A 15,703-nucleotide genomic window follows, 5' to 3' on the forward strand; every position below is an offset into this window, starting at 1 on the left:
GCCCGCCCTGGGCGCTGCGCCTGACCAAGCGCGCCATCGATGCACAGTTCGACACCAGCCACCTGGCGCACGCGCAAACCGATCAATTCCTGTTGTGCCACCTGCTGTCCCCCGCCACCGCCGTATCGACCCCGCCGCAAAGATCCGCCTGAAAGAGCGGACGCCCACCTGGAGGAAAGACATGAACCAACTACTTGGCGCCTTGCTTGTTGCCGGCGCATTCGCCTTGCCCAGCGCGCACGCGCAGTCCGACAAGCCCATCCGCATCGGCGTCCTGACCGACCTATCCGGCATGAACGCCGACCTGTCCGGACAAGGCTCCGTCGAGGCGGCGCGCATGGCGGTGGAGGACTTTGGCCCGACCGTGCTGGGCCGCAAGATTGAAGTCATTGCCGCAGACCATCAGAACAAGGCGGACGTCGGCTCCGCCACGGCGCGCCGCTGGATCGACCAGGAGAACGTGAAGGCCATCGTTGACGTGCCCACCTCGTCCGTGGCGCTGGCTGTGCAAGAGATCACGCGCACCGCCAACATTGCGTTCCTGGCATCCACCGCCGGCACGTCGGACCTGACCGGCAAGGCATGCTCGGCGTCCACCGCGCAATGGACCTACGACACCTACGCGCTGGCCAACGGCACCGGCCGCGCGCTGACCGAATCCGGCATCAAAAAATGGTATTTCCTGACGGCGGACTACGCGTTCGGCCATGCCTTGCAGGCCGATACCGAAAACGCGGTCAAACAGGCTGGCGGCCAGACGCTGGGCTCGGTCAAGCACCCGCGCGCCTCCAACGACTTTTCTTCATTCCTGTTGCAAGCGCAGGCATCGAAAGCCGAGATCGTGGCGTTGGCGAATTCATCCGGCGACACCACCATGGCGATCAAGCAGGCCAACGAATTCGGCCTGATCAAGGGCGGCCAGAAGCTGGCCGGCTTGTTGATGTTCATTACCGATGTGGACGGCGTGGGACTGGAACAGGCGCAAGGGCTGGTGCTGACCAGCGGCTTCTACTGGGACATGGACGAGCGGACGCGCGCCTGGTCCAAGCGCTACGCCGAGCGCACGAAAGGCCGCGTCCCGACCATGGCGCAAGCCGGCGTCTATTCCGCCGTGCTGACGTTCCTGAAAGGCGTGAAGGAAAGCGGCAAGCTCGAAGGCGATGCGGTGATGACGCAGATTCGCGGCATGAAGATCGACGACATGTTCGCGCGCAATGCCTATTTGCGTGAAGACGGCCGGCTGGTGCACGACATGTACCTGGTCGAAGTGAAAAAGCCGTCGGAATCCAAGGCGCGTTGGGACTACTTCAAGATCCTGCGCACGATTCCCGGCGACAACGCGTTCCGCCCGCTGGACCAGGGCGGCTGCCCGCTGGTCAAGTCCAAGGCGGTCGCCACCAAATAAGCGCGTCGGCATGCGCCCGGCCGGCCCCGTGCAAACGGCGCCGGCCTTTTTGTTTGCGCGCCGTATGCCCGATATCGCATTCAGCCATCTGTCATTAACCTTTCATTTGCGACTTCTAGTATTGCTCGTCCCATTCAGGCACAGCCCCCCAAGCCAGGAATCCACATGAGCAAATCCATCTCCGACAAAATCGTCCGCAACCCCAGCCAGAGCAGCCCTTTCAGCGAAATTCTGGAAAAGAACCTGTCGCGCCGCATGGTGATGCGCGGCGGTCTGGCCGCTGCCTTCGCCACGATGACCAGCCTTGGCCTGGCCGGCTGTAACAGCAGCGATGACGATGACGAACCCGTCGGCGGCGGTGAATCCAACCCCACGCCCGAGGTGCCCGGCGGCGGCACCGACACCCCGGCCCCGACCCCGCTGAAACTGGGCTTTGATTCGCTGCCCACGTCGATGACGGACGCTTGCGTCGTGCCGCAGGGCTATGTGGCCCACGTGTTTGCGCCGTGGGGCACGCCGTTGAACGACAACGCGCAGCCCTGGGATCAGAACGGCAACAACACGTCGAACGACCTGCTGAACTCCACCGGCATGCATCACGACGGCATGCACTTCTTCCCCATCGAAGGCAGCTCCACGGAAGGGCTGCTGGCCGTCAACCACGAATACATCGATCAGGCCGCGCTGCATCCGAACGGCCCGACGCTGGTGGCGGGCAAGCGCCCGGCCGAGGAAGTGCGCAAGGAAATCAACGCGCATGGCGTGGCGATCCTGCATGTGCGCCGCGAAAACGGCCGCTGGAACATCGTCAACAACTCGCGCTACAACCGCCGCTTTACGTCGGCCACCGCCATGAAGCTGGCCGGCCCGGTGGGCGGCACGGACTGGGTCAAGACGCCCTTTTCCCCCAACGGCACGCAAGTGCGCGGCACCAACAACAACTGCGGCAACGGCTACACGCCGTGGGGCACGTACATTACCGCCGAAGAAAACTGGGCGGCCTGCTTCGTCAACACGGGCACGCGCCCCGCGCATCAACTGCGGGTTGGCGTGTCGGGCGGCCCCGCCGGCCGCTACCAATGGGAAACCGCCGCGGGCGACGCGTCGGAAGTGCTGGGCGAATTCGCGCGCTTCAACATCACGGAAACCGCCCTCAGCGCCACGCAAGACTGGCGCAACGAAGTGAACGGCTTCGGCTATCTGGTCGAGATCGACCCCTATGACCCGTCCAGCATCGCCACCAAGCGCACCGCGCTGGGCCGCTTCGCGCACGAAGGCTGCGCGTACAGCAAGCCCGAAGCCGGCAAGCCGCTGGCGTTCTACAGCGGTGACGATTCGCGCTTTGAATACATCTACCGCTTCGTGTCCGAGGCGGTGTGGGACCCGAAGGATGCCGAGCGCACCGACCGCCTGGCCGTCGGCGCCAAATACCTGGACAAGGGCACGCTGTACGTGGCGCGCTTCAACGCCGACGGCACCGGCGAATGGCTGCCCCTGATCGGCACCACGCCCGGCGTGGGCGGCCGCACGCTGGCCGACGAGTTCGGCAGCCTGGACGCCATCCTCATCAACACACGCGGCGCGGCCGACTTCGTGGGCGCCACCCCGATGGACCGCCCCGAGTGGACCGCCACCCACCCGACCAACGGCGACATCTACCTGACGCTGACCAATAACAGCAGCCGCAATGCCGGCACCGGCACCAACCCGCCCAACCCGCGCCTGAACAACGTCAACGGCCACATCATCCGCTGGCACGACGAAGCGGGTTCAACCAAGTTCGAGTGGGATATCTTCGTGTTCGGTTCCGACGCAGGCGCCAACGCCGACACCAACCGTTCGGGCCTGACCGCGCTGAACCAGCTGGCCAGCCCCGACGGCATCGGCTTCGACACGCGCGGCATCCTGTGGATTCAAACGGACAACGGCATCGACGGTGGCCGCAACAACAACGTGGCCCGCGCCACCAACGACCAGATGCTGGCCGTGATCCCGGGCGCGCTGGCCGACAGCACCGGCACGGGTCCCGCCATCAACCCGTCCAACCAGGCTGACCTGCGCCGCTTCTTCGTTGGGCCGAACGAAGCGGAAGTGACCGGCTTTGCGTTCACGCCGGACTACACCAGCATCTTCCTGAACATCCAGCACCCGGCCAACTGGCCGGCGTATGGGACGGATGATGCAACGGTGGCGACCACGGGTACGGTGCGCCCGCGCTCATCGACGGTGGTGATCCAACGCGCCGACGGCGGCCCGATCGGGGTGTGATGAGCGGGCCGGCGCTAGCCGGCCAGCGGCCACACGCCTTCGGTGTGCAGCAGGCGTGCCATGGCGTTTTCCAGGATGCCGCGGGCCTGGCCCGCGGCCTGCTGCAACGCCAGGTGCAATTGCGCGTCGGCTTCGGTGCGAATCGTGGTGCTGGCACAGAACCGGTAGAGCACCACCACGGCGCTCGTCTCGGTGGCGTCGCGCGCGCGCTGGATAGGCGCAAGCGCATCCGCGTCCAGCTCGGAAATCTCAACAATCAGCACGTCGGCATGGCGCGGCAGAGACCCCGCGTCGTCCACGCGCGCGCAGCCGCCGCCCACGTGAACGTCGCATCGGAAACGGTACAGGACCGCCATCTGGCGGCTTTGTGCCTTCCGGACAAGCCCGTCAATTTTCTATGGTGCCCCTGGCGATAAGAAGCAGTGAAGCAGAAAGAGGTGCTTATGGACACGCAAGAATTGGTCGCGCAGATGATTGTCAGAACATCTCCCGCGCGACGCTTCGAGGACTGGCGGAAGTCCTGGCCGCGTACGCCGCCTGCATTGAGTCGATTCAACATAAGCTCAGCGTGCAGGAGCTGGAAGACCTGATCGATTTGGGCGCGGACTTTTACCGGACGCTGGCCCGTGCCGAAGACTACCGGCGAGGACGCGAATGACGTAGTTTTCCCCCGCTTGCCCGCGCCTGTCGCATTTGGGATGGGCGCGCTGTCGCTTCCCGGTTTGGCCCTCACGTCTGTGATCCCTAGACTTTGCCTCTGCCGTGAACCACACAGGCAGCAAAAAAAAGGGGAAACATGCAGACCACCGAGTACGAGCGCCTGGACGGCCTTGGGCTGGCCGCATTACTTGAGCGGGGCGAGGTCACCTCCGCCCAGCTCATGGATTGCGCCATTGAACTGGCCACGCAACGCAATCCCGCGCTTAACGCCATCACCTACCCACGCTTTGACGAGTCGCGGCGCATCGCGGCCGAATGGACGCACCGCGGCCCCTTTCGCGGGATTCCATTTCTGCTGAAGGACTCCGGGTTCGCCCATCCGCGATTCCCTTCCAGCCTGGGGTCGGCGCTGTTCAACGACGCCACCTACGCATACTCGGCCACGGTGGCTGACCGCTTCGAGGCAGCGGGCTTTATCCCCTTCGCGCGCACCACGGTGCCGGAATTGTGCATGGCCGGCACCACCGAGGCCCTGCGCAACGGCGCGGCCACGCGCAACCCATGGGATCGCAGCCGTTCCGCCGGCGGCTCCAGCGGCGGGGCGGCGTCCGCCGTCGCCGCGCGCATCGTGCCCGTGGCGCATGGTAGCGACGGCGGCGGCTCGATCCGAATCCCGGCGGCCTGCTGCGGCGTGTTTGGACTGAAAGCATCCAGGGGCCGCGTCCCGATGGGCCCGATGCGAGGCGAAGGCTGGGCCGGCATGTCGACGGACGGCGTGTTGAGCCTGTCCGTGCGCGACACGGCAGCGTCGCTGGACATGATCGATGCCTATGAGCCGGGCGCGCCGTACGCCTCGCCGCCCAAGCCGCGGTCCTTCCTGGACGCCGTTCGCGAGCAAGAAGTCCGCCCGCTGCGCGTGGGCATTTTGCGCACCGCCTGGAATGGCATCCCTATCGCCCCCGAATGCGACGCCGCCGTCACGCGTTCGGCCTCGCTGCTGGAAAGCCTGGGCCACCACGTCTTCGAGGCCCGCTTGCCGGAGATCGATTACGACGGCTTCGTCCATGCCCACGGCAGCATCCTGGCCAGCAACATCGTGGTGGCGGTGGATGCGCGCCTTCGTGTGCTGGATCGCGCCTTGCGCGACGGCGATCTTGAGTCCGTCATTCTTGACGGTTATCACGTCGGCAAGACGCTGGACGCCGTGGCGTACATCGATGCCGTCTCGCGCCTGCATGCGGTGGGGCGGGCTTTCGCCGCCGCCATGACCGACGTGGATGTATTGCTGACGCCCACGCTGGCGCAGCTTCCCTGCAAGCTTGATTACCTGGCATTGAATTCCTCGGACGGGCTGGGCTTTCGCGACTACCGAACTCGCGCCTCGACGTATTCCACTTTTCTCCCCGTCATCAACGGCGCGGGCTTGCCCGCCGCCAGCCTGCCGCTGTCATGGACGGACGAAGGCCTGCCCGTGGCCACGCAATTGATCGGCCACTTCGGACGCGAAGACGTCTTGCTTGAACTCTCGGCGCAGCTGGAGCGCCTGGCCCCGTGGGCCGCGCGCAGACCGCGGTTCGGCTGATCGGCGGGGCTTGTCGACCAGCCTCGCCCCGTTTCGCCTGAGTCACCCTCACCTTTGAAGGTATCGGTATGAAAAAAATGATCCCTGGCATGGGCCGCGTTCGCGCGCCCGCTGCTTTTGCCCCCGCCCTGCTTTGTTCCGCCGCGCTGATGGCAACGCTGGCGCCTGTCAGTCCGTTGCAGGCCGAAACGACTGCCAAGATCGTCATGCAGGCGCCGCTGCGCGTGATCGACCCGATCTTGACGAACGCCTACATCACCCGCAACCACGGCTACATGGTTTTCGACACCTTGTTCGCCTTGGACGCCACCGGCAAGCCGCAGCCGGAAATGGTGGAAAGCTGGCAGGAAAGCCCCGACCGCCTGACGGTTACGCTGACGTTGCGCCCGAACCTGAAGTTCCATGATGGGTCGCCTGTCACGGGCGAAGACGTCGTCGCTTCGATCAAGCGCTGGGCCGAGCGCGACGTGCTGGGCCTGCGCTTGATGGCCGTGACCCGCAGCCTGGAAAGCCCCGATGCCGGCACGGTGGTGTTCCAACTGAAGCAGCCGTTCGGCATGCTGATCGAGGCGCTGGCCAAACCTGCCTCGCCCGTACCCTTCATCATGCCCAGGCGCATCGCTTCGGTGCCCGTCTCGCAGGCGATCACAGAGGTTATCGGCTCAGGTCCGTACAAATTCGTCGCGGCGGACTTCCAGCCGGGCGTCAAGGCCACCTACGTCAAGTTCACGGACTACGTACCGCGCAAGGAGCCGTCCAGCGGCTTTGCCGGCGCCAAGGTCGCCATCGTGGACCGGTTGGAACTGGTCAACATCTCGGACGCCCAAACCGCCGTGAATGCACTGCGCCGTGGCGAGATCGATTTTGTGGAAGACGTGCCGCCCGACCTGATGCCGCAGTTGGAAGGCGTCAAGGGCGTGGCGCTGAAATCCTACGGCGACAGCACCAACATTTTCACGATGCGGATGAATTGGCTGCAACCGCCGTTCAACAACGTCAAGGTACGCCGCGCTGTGCTGGCGGCCGTGTACCAGGCCGATTATCTCGATGCGCAAATCGGCGACCCGAAGATGATCAAGTTGTGCGGCGCCGTTCTGAGCTGCAACTCGCCGTACGCGTCCGAAGACGGCGCCACGCAAACGAAGCAGCCGGACCTGGCGCATGCCAAGGCGCTGCTGAAGGAAAGCGGCTACGACGGGAGCAAAGTTGTGATTCTGCACCCAACCGACCTGCCCGTTCTTGCCAGCCTGGCGTCCGTGACGGCGCAAGCGCTCAAGACCATCGGGATGAATGTCGAGATCCAGTCGATGGACTGGGCGACGTTGCTGTCCCGCTATTCCAAGAAAGATCCCGTGGCCCAAGGCGGCTGGAGCATTTTCCAGACCGGCTTTACCAGCCTGGACCTGATGAACCCGCTGACCAATCCGAATCTGGACGGACGGGGCACGGCGGGCTACGTCGGCTGGTCGAAAAGCGAGCAGATGGAAACGCTGCGCGATCAGTTCGCCGAGACCGACGATGCGGCCCGCAGGAAGGAAATCGCCCTGGCGATCCAGAAGCTCAATTACGAGCAGGTGTTCTTCATCCCGCTGGGCACGTATTCCAAGATGAAGGGCTACAACGCCGCCAAGCTGGGACGCATGACGGACGCGCAGATTCCGCTGTTCTGGTAGCGCGCCATGATTGAACTGATCTTGAAGCGGCTGTTGGCGGCAATCCCGGTGATGCTTATCGTCGCCACGGTCGTGTTTCTTTTGCTGAGAATGGCGCCGGGCGATCCCGCCCGCGTCATCGCGGGCGACATGGCAAGCGAAGCGTCCATCGCGCAGATCCGCACCGAAATGGGCCTGGACCAATCCTTGGGCACGCAGTACCTGCGCTGGATGGCGGCGCTGGTCCAGGGCGACCTGGGCCACTCCATCCAATCCAAGCAGCCCGTCACCACCCTCATCAAGGCGCGGCTCGGCCCCACGTTTTCCTTGGCGGCATGGGCCATCCTGCTCACGATAGCCACGGCCATACCGCTTGGCGTGCTTGCCGCATGGCGGCATCGGGGCCTGGCGGATCGCGGCATCATGGCCGCGGCGGTATTGGCATTCTCGGTGCCCGCCTTTGTCGTGGCGTATCTGCTGATATTGCTGTTTTCGGTCACGCTGAACTGGCTGCCGGTGCAGGGATATTCACCGCTTGAAGCCGGGGTGGGCCAGTACGCGCAGCACCTGTTGCTGCCCACGGTGACGCTGGCGATGGTGTTTGTGGCGTTGATCACGCGCATTACGCGGGCCAGCTTGCTGGACGTGCTGGGTGAGGACTTCGTGCGCACCGCTCGCGCCAAGGGCGTCACCGAACGCGTCGTGCTGTTTCGCCATGCGCTGCGCAATGCGGCCATTCCGATCGTCACCATCGTCGGCGTGGCCCTGACCACGCTGATCAGCGGCGTAGTCGTGACCGAGACGATCTTCAACATCGCAGGCGTCGGTCGCTTGATCGTGGACTCGGTGCTGGCGCGCGACTATCCCGTGGTGCAAGGGACCATTCTGTTCTTCTCGTTCATCTACGTGTTCGTAAATCTGCTGATCGACATGGCTTACGTCCTCCTCGATCCCCGCATCCGCTACTGACGCGGACGACCCGGAGCTACCCGATGTCCACCTCACCTGTCTCTATCCTGCCGGCCGCGCCGCCGCCCCCCCGCTGGCGCCAGGCCGCCCGCGCCGTCCTGCATGACCCCGTCATGCTGGGATCGCTGCTGCTGCTTTTGCTGCTGGTGGCGCTGACCATCGGCGCCCCGCTCCTGGCATCGCACGACCCCGGCGCGCTGACACCCCGAGCACGTCTGCAAGGTCCGTCCGACCTGTATTGGCTGGGCACGGACTCGCTGGGTCGCGACCTGCTGTCGCGCGTGCTGTACGGCGGACGCTTGTCGATCACGCTGGCCGCGCTGGTCAGCGCCATCTCGGTCGTGGCCGGCCTCGCCATCGGTCTGGCGGCCGGCTATGTCCGGCGACTGGATGCGCCGGTGATGCGGTTGATGGACGGCATCATGGCCATCCCCGGCCTGCTGCTGGCCGTGGCCATGGTCGCGCTGGGCGGCGCCAACATCCTGACCATGGTCATCGCTATCTCGATCCCCGAGATACCGCGCGTGGCGCGGCTGGTGCGTGGCGTGGTGCTGTCCGTGCGCGAAGAACCCTACGTTGAAGCCTCGGTGGGTTCGGGCACGCCGGCGCTGAAGGTGTTGTGGCGGCACATCCTGCCCAGCACCATCAACCCGCTGGTGGTGCAAGCCACCTTCGTCTGCGCCGCTGCCATCCTGACCGAAGCCGTGCTGGGGTTTCTTGGGCTGGGCTTTCCCCCGGAAATCCCCAGCTTGGGCAGCATCATCGCGGAAGGGCGCCCGTTCTTCCAGCGCGCACCGTGGATCGTGCTGGTGCCCGGCGTGTTTCTTGCGCTGCTGATCCTGGCCGTCAACATGTTCGGCGACGCACTGCGCGACCGGCTTGATCCCCGTCTATCACGTAAAACCAAGGGCTGACGCCATGAACCCAGTATCCCGGACGCAAGCCATGCCCGACGGCAGCGCCGCCGCCCCCATCCTGGACATTCGCAACCTGAAGGTGCGGCTACCCGGCGGGGGAGATCGCCGCTATGCGGTGGACGACGTGTCGTTCACCGTCCATGCCCGCGAAATCGTGTGCATCGTAGGCGAATCCGGCTCGGGCAAATCCGTGACGTCCAGCGCCGTCATGGGCCTGTTGCCCAAGGGGGTGCTGGCCCTGGAGAGCGGCCAGATCCTGCTGGCGGGTCGCAACATCACACATGCCGGGCGGGACGAACTGCAAAAGCTGCGCGGCAACCGCATGGCCATGATCTTCCAGGAACCCATGACGGCGCTCAACCCGCTCATGCGTGTCGGCGACCAGATCGCGGAAGTGTTCGAGTTCCATGCCAAGGAACTCGCCCGCGAGACCGTCGACAGCCGTGTGCTGGCGCTGCTGTCCGACGTACGGCTGCCGCATCCCGAGACGCTGCGGCATGCCTATCCCCATCAGTTGTCGGGCGGTCAGCGCCAACGCGTGATGATTGCCATGGCCTTGGTGATGGAGCCTGGCCTGATCATCGCCGATGAACCGACCACGGCGCTTGACGTGACCTCCCAAGCGCAGGTGCTGCGCCTGCTTAACGACTTGCGCGGTCGCCACGACAACGGCGTGCTGTTCATTACGCACGATTTTGACGTGGTCGCGGAGATTGCGGATCGTGTGCTGGTGATGCAAGCCGGCCATATTGTCGAACAAGGCACCGCCGCCGATGTGCTGGAACGCCCCCGGCACCCGTATACGCAACGGCTGCTGGCGGCCCGTCCGCGCGGCGATTTCCGCGCCAAGGCGTTGACGCCGTCGCAGCCGCCTGTGCTGGAAGTGCGCGACCTGGCCCTGCGCTTCGAAACCAAATCGCTGTTCAAGTCCAAGCGCCGCCGCGTCGACGCGCTGGGCGGTGTATCGCTGCAATTGGAACGCGGCGAAACGTTGGGCATTGTTGGCGAATCCGGGTCGGGCAAGACCACGCTGGGCCGCTGCCTGGCACGCTTCGCCAAGCCCACGTCGGGCGAGATTCTGATCGACGGCAATGCGGTGGGCAAACTTACCGGTCGCGATGCGCGCGGCTATTGCAAGCGCGTACAAATGGTGTTCCAGGACCCGTTCCGTTCATTCAATCCACGTCGCAAGGTCGGCCGCACGCTGGCGGAAGGCCCGCTTAACTTTGGCGCGGATGCCGGGGACGTCCACGCGCGGATGCTTGAAATGCTTGAGCTTGTCAGCATGGACTCCGGCGCGCTGGAGCGGTTTCCGCACGAATTTTCGGGAGGCCAGCGGCAGCGACTGTCGATTGCGCGCGCGTTGATGATGGAACCGGAAATCCTGATCGCGGACGAAGCGGTCTCTGCGCTGGATGTGTCGGTGCAGGCGCAGATACTGGATTTGCTGGAATCGATACGGGATCGGCTGGGCGTAAGCATCCTGTTCATTACGCACGATCTGCGCGTTGCGGCGCGGCTTTGCCATCGCATCGCCGTGATGCAGCGGGGCAAGGTGGTTGAGATCGGCACGGCGCGCGACGTGTTCCTGCGCCCGTCCAGCGACTACACGCGCGAGCTGCTGGCGTCCATTCCCGGCTATGCGCCCGCGGCGTCCGCCTAGGGTTCCACCGCGCGCAGCAGGCGGCCCAGGTGTCCGCTACTGGAAAACCCCAGTTCGGCGCTGACTCTTGCCACCGGTTCGCCCATCGCGATCCGTTGCCGTGCCGCCTGGGCCAGCACCCTGCGTCTCAGGGCTATAGGCGACTGGCCATAAGCGTCCAGGCAAGCCCGCTGCAGGGTGCGGGTGGTGGCGCCCAGCACGCTGGCGGACTCCGAAATGGCCGGCAGCGGCTGTCCTTCTTCCAGGCGGGTGCGCAACAGTTCCATCCATTGGCGAGCCAAGGGCAGCGGCGCCGTCGACACGCTAGCCTGAGCCTGCTGCCGATGATTGGCGTCAAGCTGGGCGATCAACGCCTGGATCAACATGGGCAACGCCGATGCCGACAACGCGGGTTTCCACAGCGCATCCAGCATGGCCTGCGCCGCGCCATCCAGCTGCAACACGCCGCCTGCCTGGCAGGCGCGCAACAATTCGGGGGCCAGGTAAAGCTCTCCGTGTTGCTGCGCGACGCTCTCGGCGCGCGTGCTGTGTTCGACGTGAGACGGTAGCAACAAGGCTTGCCCGCGAACAAGACGGCACCGCCGACGCGCCCCTTCTTCGTCCTGCCAGGCACTATCGAGCGCCCCTGCGCGCGGCCACAGCAACATGGCGCAATCGTGCTCGTGCCAATGAAAGGCGTAGCGCGGCTGGCGACTGGCCGCCAGGGCGAAGCCGGTCTGCGCGATCAAATCCTGTTTGGACGAAAGTGGGACGGAACGCTTCATGAAGGGCGAGCGGGACGTAATGTGCGCCGGGGGGATTCCCGGCAGCGGCAAGAATGGGCGTTGGGCCAGTATCCGCGCGCGACCGCTTTGGCGCAAGCCCGACGCCGGCGGGGTGTTCTGGCTGTCGCATGCGGGATCAGCCGATGTCGCACCGTGGTTCGCCGGTGGCCCGGCGCCTTTCTACGATCTGGTCATTCAAACATTACAAGGGGAACTTCATGAATCGCGTCATCACATCCGCACTGCTGGCCAGCGCGCTGCTGGCCTTGTCGCCTGCTGGCGCGTGGGCCGACTCGACGTGGCCCGACAAACCCATCACCCTGATCGTGCCCTTTCCCGCCGGCGGCGGAACCGATCTGGTGGTGCGCACGTTGCAACCGGCCTTGACGCGCCAATTGCAGCAGTCCGTCATCATTCAGAACGCCGGCGGCGCGGGCGGCACGGTGGGTTCGGGCCAGGCGGCCCGCGCCAAGCCCGACGGCTATACCGCCCTGGCGGTAACGACCAGCACCACCGCGCTAAGCGCCAGCCTGTACAAGAACCTGCCGTACAAGCCGCAGAAGGACTTCGACTACGTGGGCTTCATCGGCACGTCGCCCTATGTGCTTGCCGTGCAGCCTGCCTTGAAGGCAAGCAGCGTCGCCACGCTTGTCGACGCGTTGACAGCGCGACGCAGCGGCACGTATGCCTCGGTGGGCGCGGGCACGGTATCGCACCTGCTGGGCGAGATGTTCAAAAAAGACAAGCAGCTGGACCTGACCCACGTACCGTATCGCGGCGCGGCGCCCGCCTATACGGACCTGATCGGCGGACAGGTCGACATCATGTTCGATAACCCCGTGGGGCTGGCGCCGTTCGTCCAAAGCGGCAAGTTGATTGCCGTGGCCACGACGCGCGCTACCCCCATCCTGCCGTCCGTACCCACTTTTGCCGCCCAGGGCATGCCCGGCTATACGCAATCGCTGTGGTACGGGCTGGCTTTTCCAAAGGGAACGCCCCCGGCAATCGTGCAAAAGATGAACGTTGCCCTGAACGCCGTGCTGCGCGATCCGGCCATTGCGGCCGACCTTGCGGCCAAAGGCGTCGATGTCCGCCCCGACACGGCCGAGGCGTTGACCCAGACCGTCTCTCACGACCTTGCCTTCTGGGGCAAGCTCATCACCACTACCGGAGTCCAGTTTGACTGACCACCTTTGCATCCGCGCACCCGCGCCGCCAGCCGCCGGCGATGCAGTCCTGCTGCGTGTATTCGTTGATCCCTTACAGGGACTGGAAGGCGGCAACCCCGTGCCCCTGGTACTTGACGCGCAAGAGATGGCGGCAAGCGATATGCAGGCGCTGGCGGCCCATCACGGCCATGAGTCTTCCTTTGTGGTGCCCACCGTCCGCGAGGATCACCTGTGCCGGTTGCGCTTTTTCGTGCCTGGCCACGAAATGGAGATGTGCGGCCATGCAACGGTCGGTACGTTGTGGGCGCTGCGGCAATGGGGGTTGTGGACCACGCCATGTACGCGAGTGCAGACTCTTAGCGGCAGCGTGGATGTCGAATGGGACGCCACCCGCAACCGCGCCTGGATATCGCAACCCGCCGTGAAAACCTCCGTATTGCCTGAGGAACAATGCCGCGCGATCGCATCGGTGCTGCGGATTGATTCAGACCTGGCCGGGCTGCCTGTGATCAACGCCAGCACGAGCCGCGTGAAGACGCTTATCAGGCTGCCCGACGTGGCGGCGCTGAACGCGCTGTCGCCGGACTTCGCCGCCATGCGGGACCTGTGCGAAGCCATTGGTTCGACGGGCCTGTATCCCTATGCCCTGACCGACGACGGCGCGAGCGCGCGGCAATTTCCCAAGGCGTCGGGCTACCCGGAGGACGCCGCCACGGGCATTGCGGCAGCAGCCTTGTGGGGTTATCTCAATGAAACCGGCAGCGTGCCGCCGGATCAGGTGTATACGGTGCGGCAAGGCGTGGCCATGGGTTCGCCCTCGGCTATCCAGCTGCGTGCCCGGGACGATGGCGCGGGCTGCTGGCTAAGTGGCGATACGCGATGGATGGCATGAAGGAGCGGTGACGACCCGGCCTTGAACGGCCTGACCTTGAACGGCCCGACCTTGGACGGCCTGACCTTGGACGACCCGGTGTTACACCGGGCGGTTCGCTCTTTCGGTTGGGGCATCGACCCGCAAGATGCAAAAAAGCCGGCGTCGCTGTCGCGATTCCGGCTTTTGCTGCTGTTGGTGTCGAGAACACCACCAAAAATTCGACCACAAATGAGTGGTCGGGGCGAGAGGATTCGAACCTCCGACTCCTGCGTCCCGAACGCAGTACTCTACCAGGCTGAGCTACGCCCCGATTCAGTGAATTTGCCCACGCTGAAAAACCGCGCTGACAAACTCGTACTACCAACTTAGCGGCGCTCAGTGCTACCAAGTTTTTTCTTTCCGCTGCATGTCTCGCGACTGCTCCGGCGGCTATGTTCTGGTGACTTTGCTCTGGTGACTTTGCTTTCGCTTTCCACCTTCGCTTTCCATCTTCGCTTTCCATCACCGCCGTTTCAACAGCGACCGCTATTAGAACCTATATTCCGCTTTTTTGAAAATCAGGTTTTGCTTTGGCTTCTGCGTTTAGCTTTTGCTTCTGCGTTTAGCTTTTGCTTCTGCTTCTGCTTTTAGCTTCAACCATTCACCCGCTTTCAAACCAGCTTGCTACGCCCCAACTTCAGCGCCGCTGTGGATATCGGCTTCAGCGATCTCTATTCACCGCGAAAGCGCAGAATTCTAGCAGAGAATTTAGAAAAGGCGAAACGGGGTAGATCGACAGCGCTTCGCGAGCCCGATCCGCTTCGGCCACGGCGGCCAGGCGGGCGTGTTCCAGCGCGTCGGTGGCCTGGATGGCTGCGGCCACGGCGGCGAAATCGGCGTCGCCCGTCTTGATGGCGTCGCGGATCAGTTGTTGTTGTTCGGGCGTGCCCACTTCCATCACGCGGATCAGCGGCAGCGTGGGCTTGCCTTCGCGCAGGTCGTCGCCCACGTTCTTGCCCAGCGCGGCGGCGTCGCCGCTGTAGTCCAGCACGTCGTCAACCAGCTGGAACGCGGTGCCGACGTGGCGGCCATAGGCGGCGGCAGCGGCTTCCTGTTCGGGCGTGGCGCCTGCCAGCACCGCGCCCACCTGGGCAGCAGCTTCGAACAGCTTGGCGGTCTTGTAGCGCACCACTTGCAGGTAGCGGTCTTGCGAGACGTCGGGGTCGTGCACGTTCAGCAACTGCAAGACCTCGCCTTCGGCGATAACCGTGGTGGCTTCGGACAGGATGCTCATGATGCGCATCGAGTCGGCTTCGACCATCATCTCGAATGAACGCGAATACAGGTAATCGCCCACCAGCACGCTGGCGGCGTTGCCGAACACGGCGTTGGCCGTTTCGCGGCCACGGCGCAGGTCGGATTCGTCGACCACGTCGTCATGCAGCAATGTTGCGGTGTGGATGAATTCCACGACGGCGGCCAGCAGTTGGTGATGCGTGCCTTCGTAGCCCAGCGCGCGCGCCACCATCAGCACCATGGCCGGGCGCATGCGCTTGCCGCCCGCGCCAATGATGTAGTCGCCGATTGTGCGGATCAGGACTACGTCCGAATTCAGCCGTTCGCGGATGACCGCGTCGACAGCCTTCATATCGTCAGCAATGGGGGCAATAAGCGCGGGGAGATTCAAGACGTATCCGACAAGTGAAACGAGCCGCATGGGGCTCTTACCGCTGGGCCGCCAGGAATGGCGGGGGATTCGACCAGCGATTATACGGGGTGTGACGGCGTCGGGGGGGGCCCC

Annotated in this window: 12 protein-coding genes and 1 tRNA gene; 9 read left to right on the forward strand and 4 right to left on the reverse strand. The window is 64.5% G+C overall.

Annotation, left to right across the window (positions count from 1 at the left end; all coding sequences use genetic code 11):
• Positions 1-181: 181 nt before the first annotated feature.
• Positions 182-1,405: an ABC transporter substrate-binding protein gene (locus tag ACNPP0_RS13740; RefSeq protein ID WP_332609811.1), complete on the forward strand. Its 1,224-nt coding sequence runs from the start codon at positions 182-184 to the stop codon at positions 1,403-1,405.
• Positions 1,406-1,570: 165 nt separating this feature from the next.
• Positions 1,571-3,673, forward strand: coding sequence for a PhoX family protein (locus ACNPP0_RS13745; RefSeq protein WP_448706195.1), 2,103 nt, complete (start codon positions 1,571-1,573; stop codon positions 3,671-3,673).
• A 14-nt stretch (positions 3,674-3,687) separates the two neighbouring features.
• Here the strand turns inward: ACNPP0_RS13745 and ACNPP0_RS13750 are convergent, their stop codons facing one another.
• The gene (locus ACNPP0_RS13750) at positions 3,688-4,029 is read right to left on the reverse strand and encodes a hypothetical protein (protein ID WP_448706196.1); all 342 of its coding nucleotides are present in this window, start codon (positions 4,027-4,029) and stop codon (positions 3,688-3,690) included.
• Between the two features lie 440 nt (positions 4,030-4,469).
• Here ACNPP0_RS13750 and ACNPP0_RS13755 point away from each other — a divergent pair, with 440 nt between their 5' ends.
• From ACNPP0_RS13755 to ACNPP0_RS13775, 5 genes are all read left to right on the forward strand, one after another.
• The gene (locus ACNPP0_RS13755) at positions 4,470-5,915 is read left to right on the forward strand and encodes an amidase (RefSeq protein ID WP_448706197.1); all 1,446 of its coding nucleotides are present in this window, start codon (positions 4,470-4,472) and stop codon (positions 5,913-5,915) included.
• A 68-nt stretch (positions 5,916-5,983) separates the two neighbouring features.
• Positions 5,984-7,588: an ABC transporter substrate-binding protein gene (locus tag ACNPP0_RS13760; protein ID WP_448706198.1), complete on the forward strand. Its 1,605-nt coding sequence runs from the start codon at positions 5,984-5,986 to the stop codon at positions 7,586-7,588.
• A 6-nt stretch (positions 7,589-7,594) separates the two neighbouring features.
• Positions 7,595-8,536, forward strand: a complete 942-nt coding sequence (locus ACNPP0_RS13765; protein ID WP_448706199.1) for an ABC transporter permease — start codon at positions 7,595-7,597, stop codon at positions 8,534-8,536.
• Positions 8,537-8,559: 23 nt separating this feature from the next.
• Entirely contained in the window at positions 8,560-9,450 is an 891-nt protein-coding gene (locus ACNPP0_RS13770; RefSeq protein ID WP_332609802.1) for an ABC transporter permease, read from the forward strand.
• 4 nt (positions 9,451-9,454) lie between these two features.
• On the forward strand, positions 9,455-11,116 hold the full coding sequence (locus tag ACNPP0_RS13775) for an ABC transporter ATP-binding protein (RefSeq protein WP_448706200.1): 1,662 nt from the start codon (positions 9,455-9,457) through the stop codon (positions 11,114-11,116).
• Here the strand turns inward: ACNPP0_RS13775 and ACNPP0_RS13780 are convergent.
• On the reverse strand, positions 11,113-11,880 hold the full coding sequence (locus ACNPP0_RS13780; RefSeq protein ID WP_448706201.1) for an AraC family transcriptional regulator: 768 nt from the start codon (positions 11,878-11,880) through the stop codon (positions 11,113-11,115). The two genes, ACNPP0_RS13775 and ACNPP0_RS13780, sit on opposite strands and share 4 nt — an antisense overlap.
• A gap of 218 nt (positions 11,881-12,098) precedes the next feature.
• On the opposite strand from ACNPP0_RS13780, the gene ACNPP0_RS13785 reads away from it, so the two are divergent.
• Positions 12,099-13,067, forward strand: a complete 969-nt coding sequence (locus ACNPP0_RS13785; protein ID WP_332609799.1) for a Bug family tripartite tricarboxylate transporter substrate binding protein — start codon at positions 12,099-12,101, stop codon at positions 13,065-13,067.
• The gene (locus tag ACNPP0_RS13790) at positions 13,060-13,941 is read left to right on the forward strand and encodes a PhzF family protein (RefSeq protein ID WP_332609798.1); all 882 of its coding nucleotides are present in this window, start codon (positions 13,060-13,062) and stop codon (positions 13,939-13,941) included. Before ACNPP0_RS13785 ends, ACNPP0_RS13790 begins: the two co-directional genes overlap by 8 nt.
• A gap of 215 nt (positions 13,942-14,156) precedes the next feature.
• Here ACNPP0_RS13790 and ACNPP0_RS13795 read toward each other — a convergent pair.
• Together ACNPP0_RS13795 and ispB are read right to left on the reverse strand one after the other, a co-directional pair.
• Positions 14,157-14,233: transfer RNA gene (locus ACNPP0_RS13795), tRNA-Pro, on the reverse strand.
• A 390-nt stretch (positions 14,234-14,623) separates the two neighbouring features.
• Positions 14,624-15,589 carry an octaprenyl diphosphate synthase gene (ispB, locus tag ACNPP0_RS13800; RefSeq protein ID WP_332609796.1) on the reverse strand — a complete coding sequence of 322 codons (966 nt, stop codon included), beginning with the start codon at positions 15,587-15,589 and terminating at the stop codon, positions 14,624-14,626.
• Between the last annotated feature and the right edge of the window lie 114 nt (positions 15,590-15,703).

It is taken from the genome of Achromobacter semiaridum (assembly GCF_053543755.1).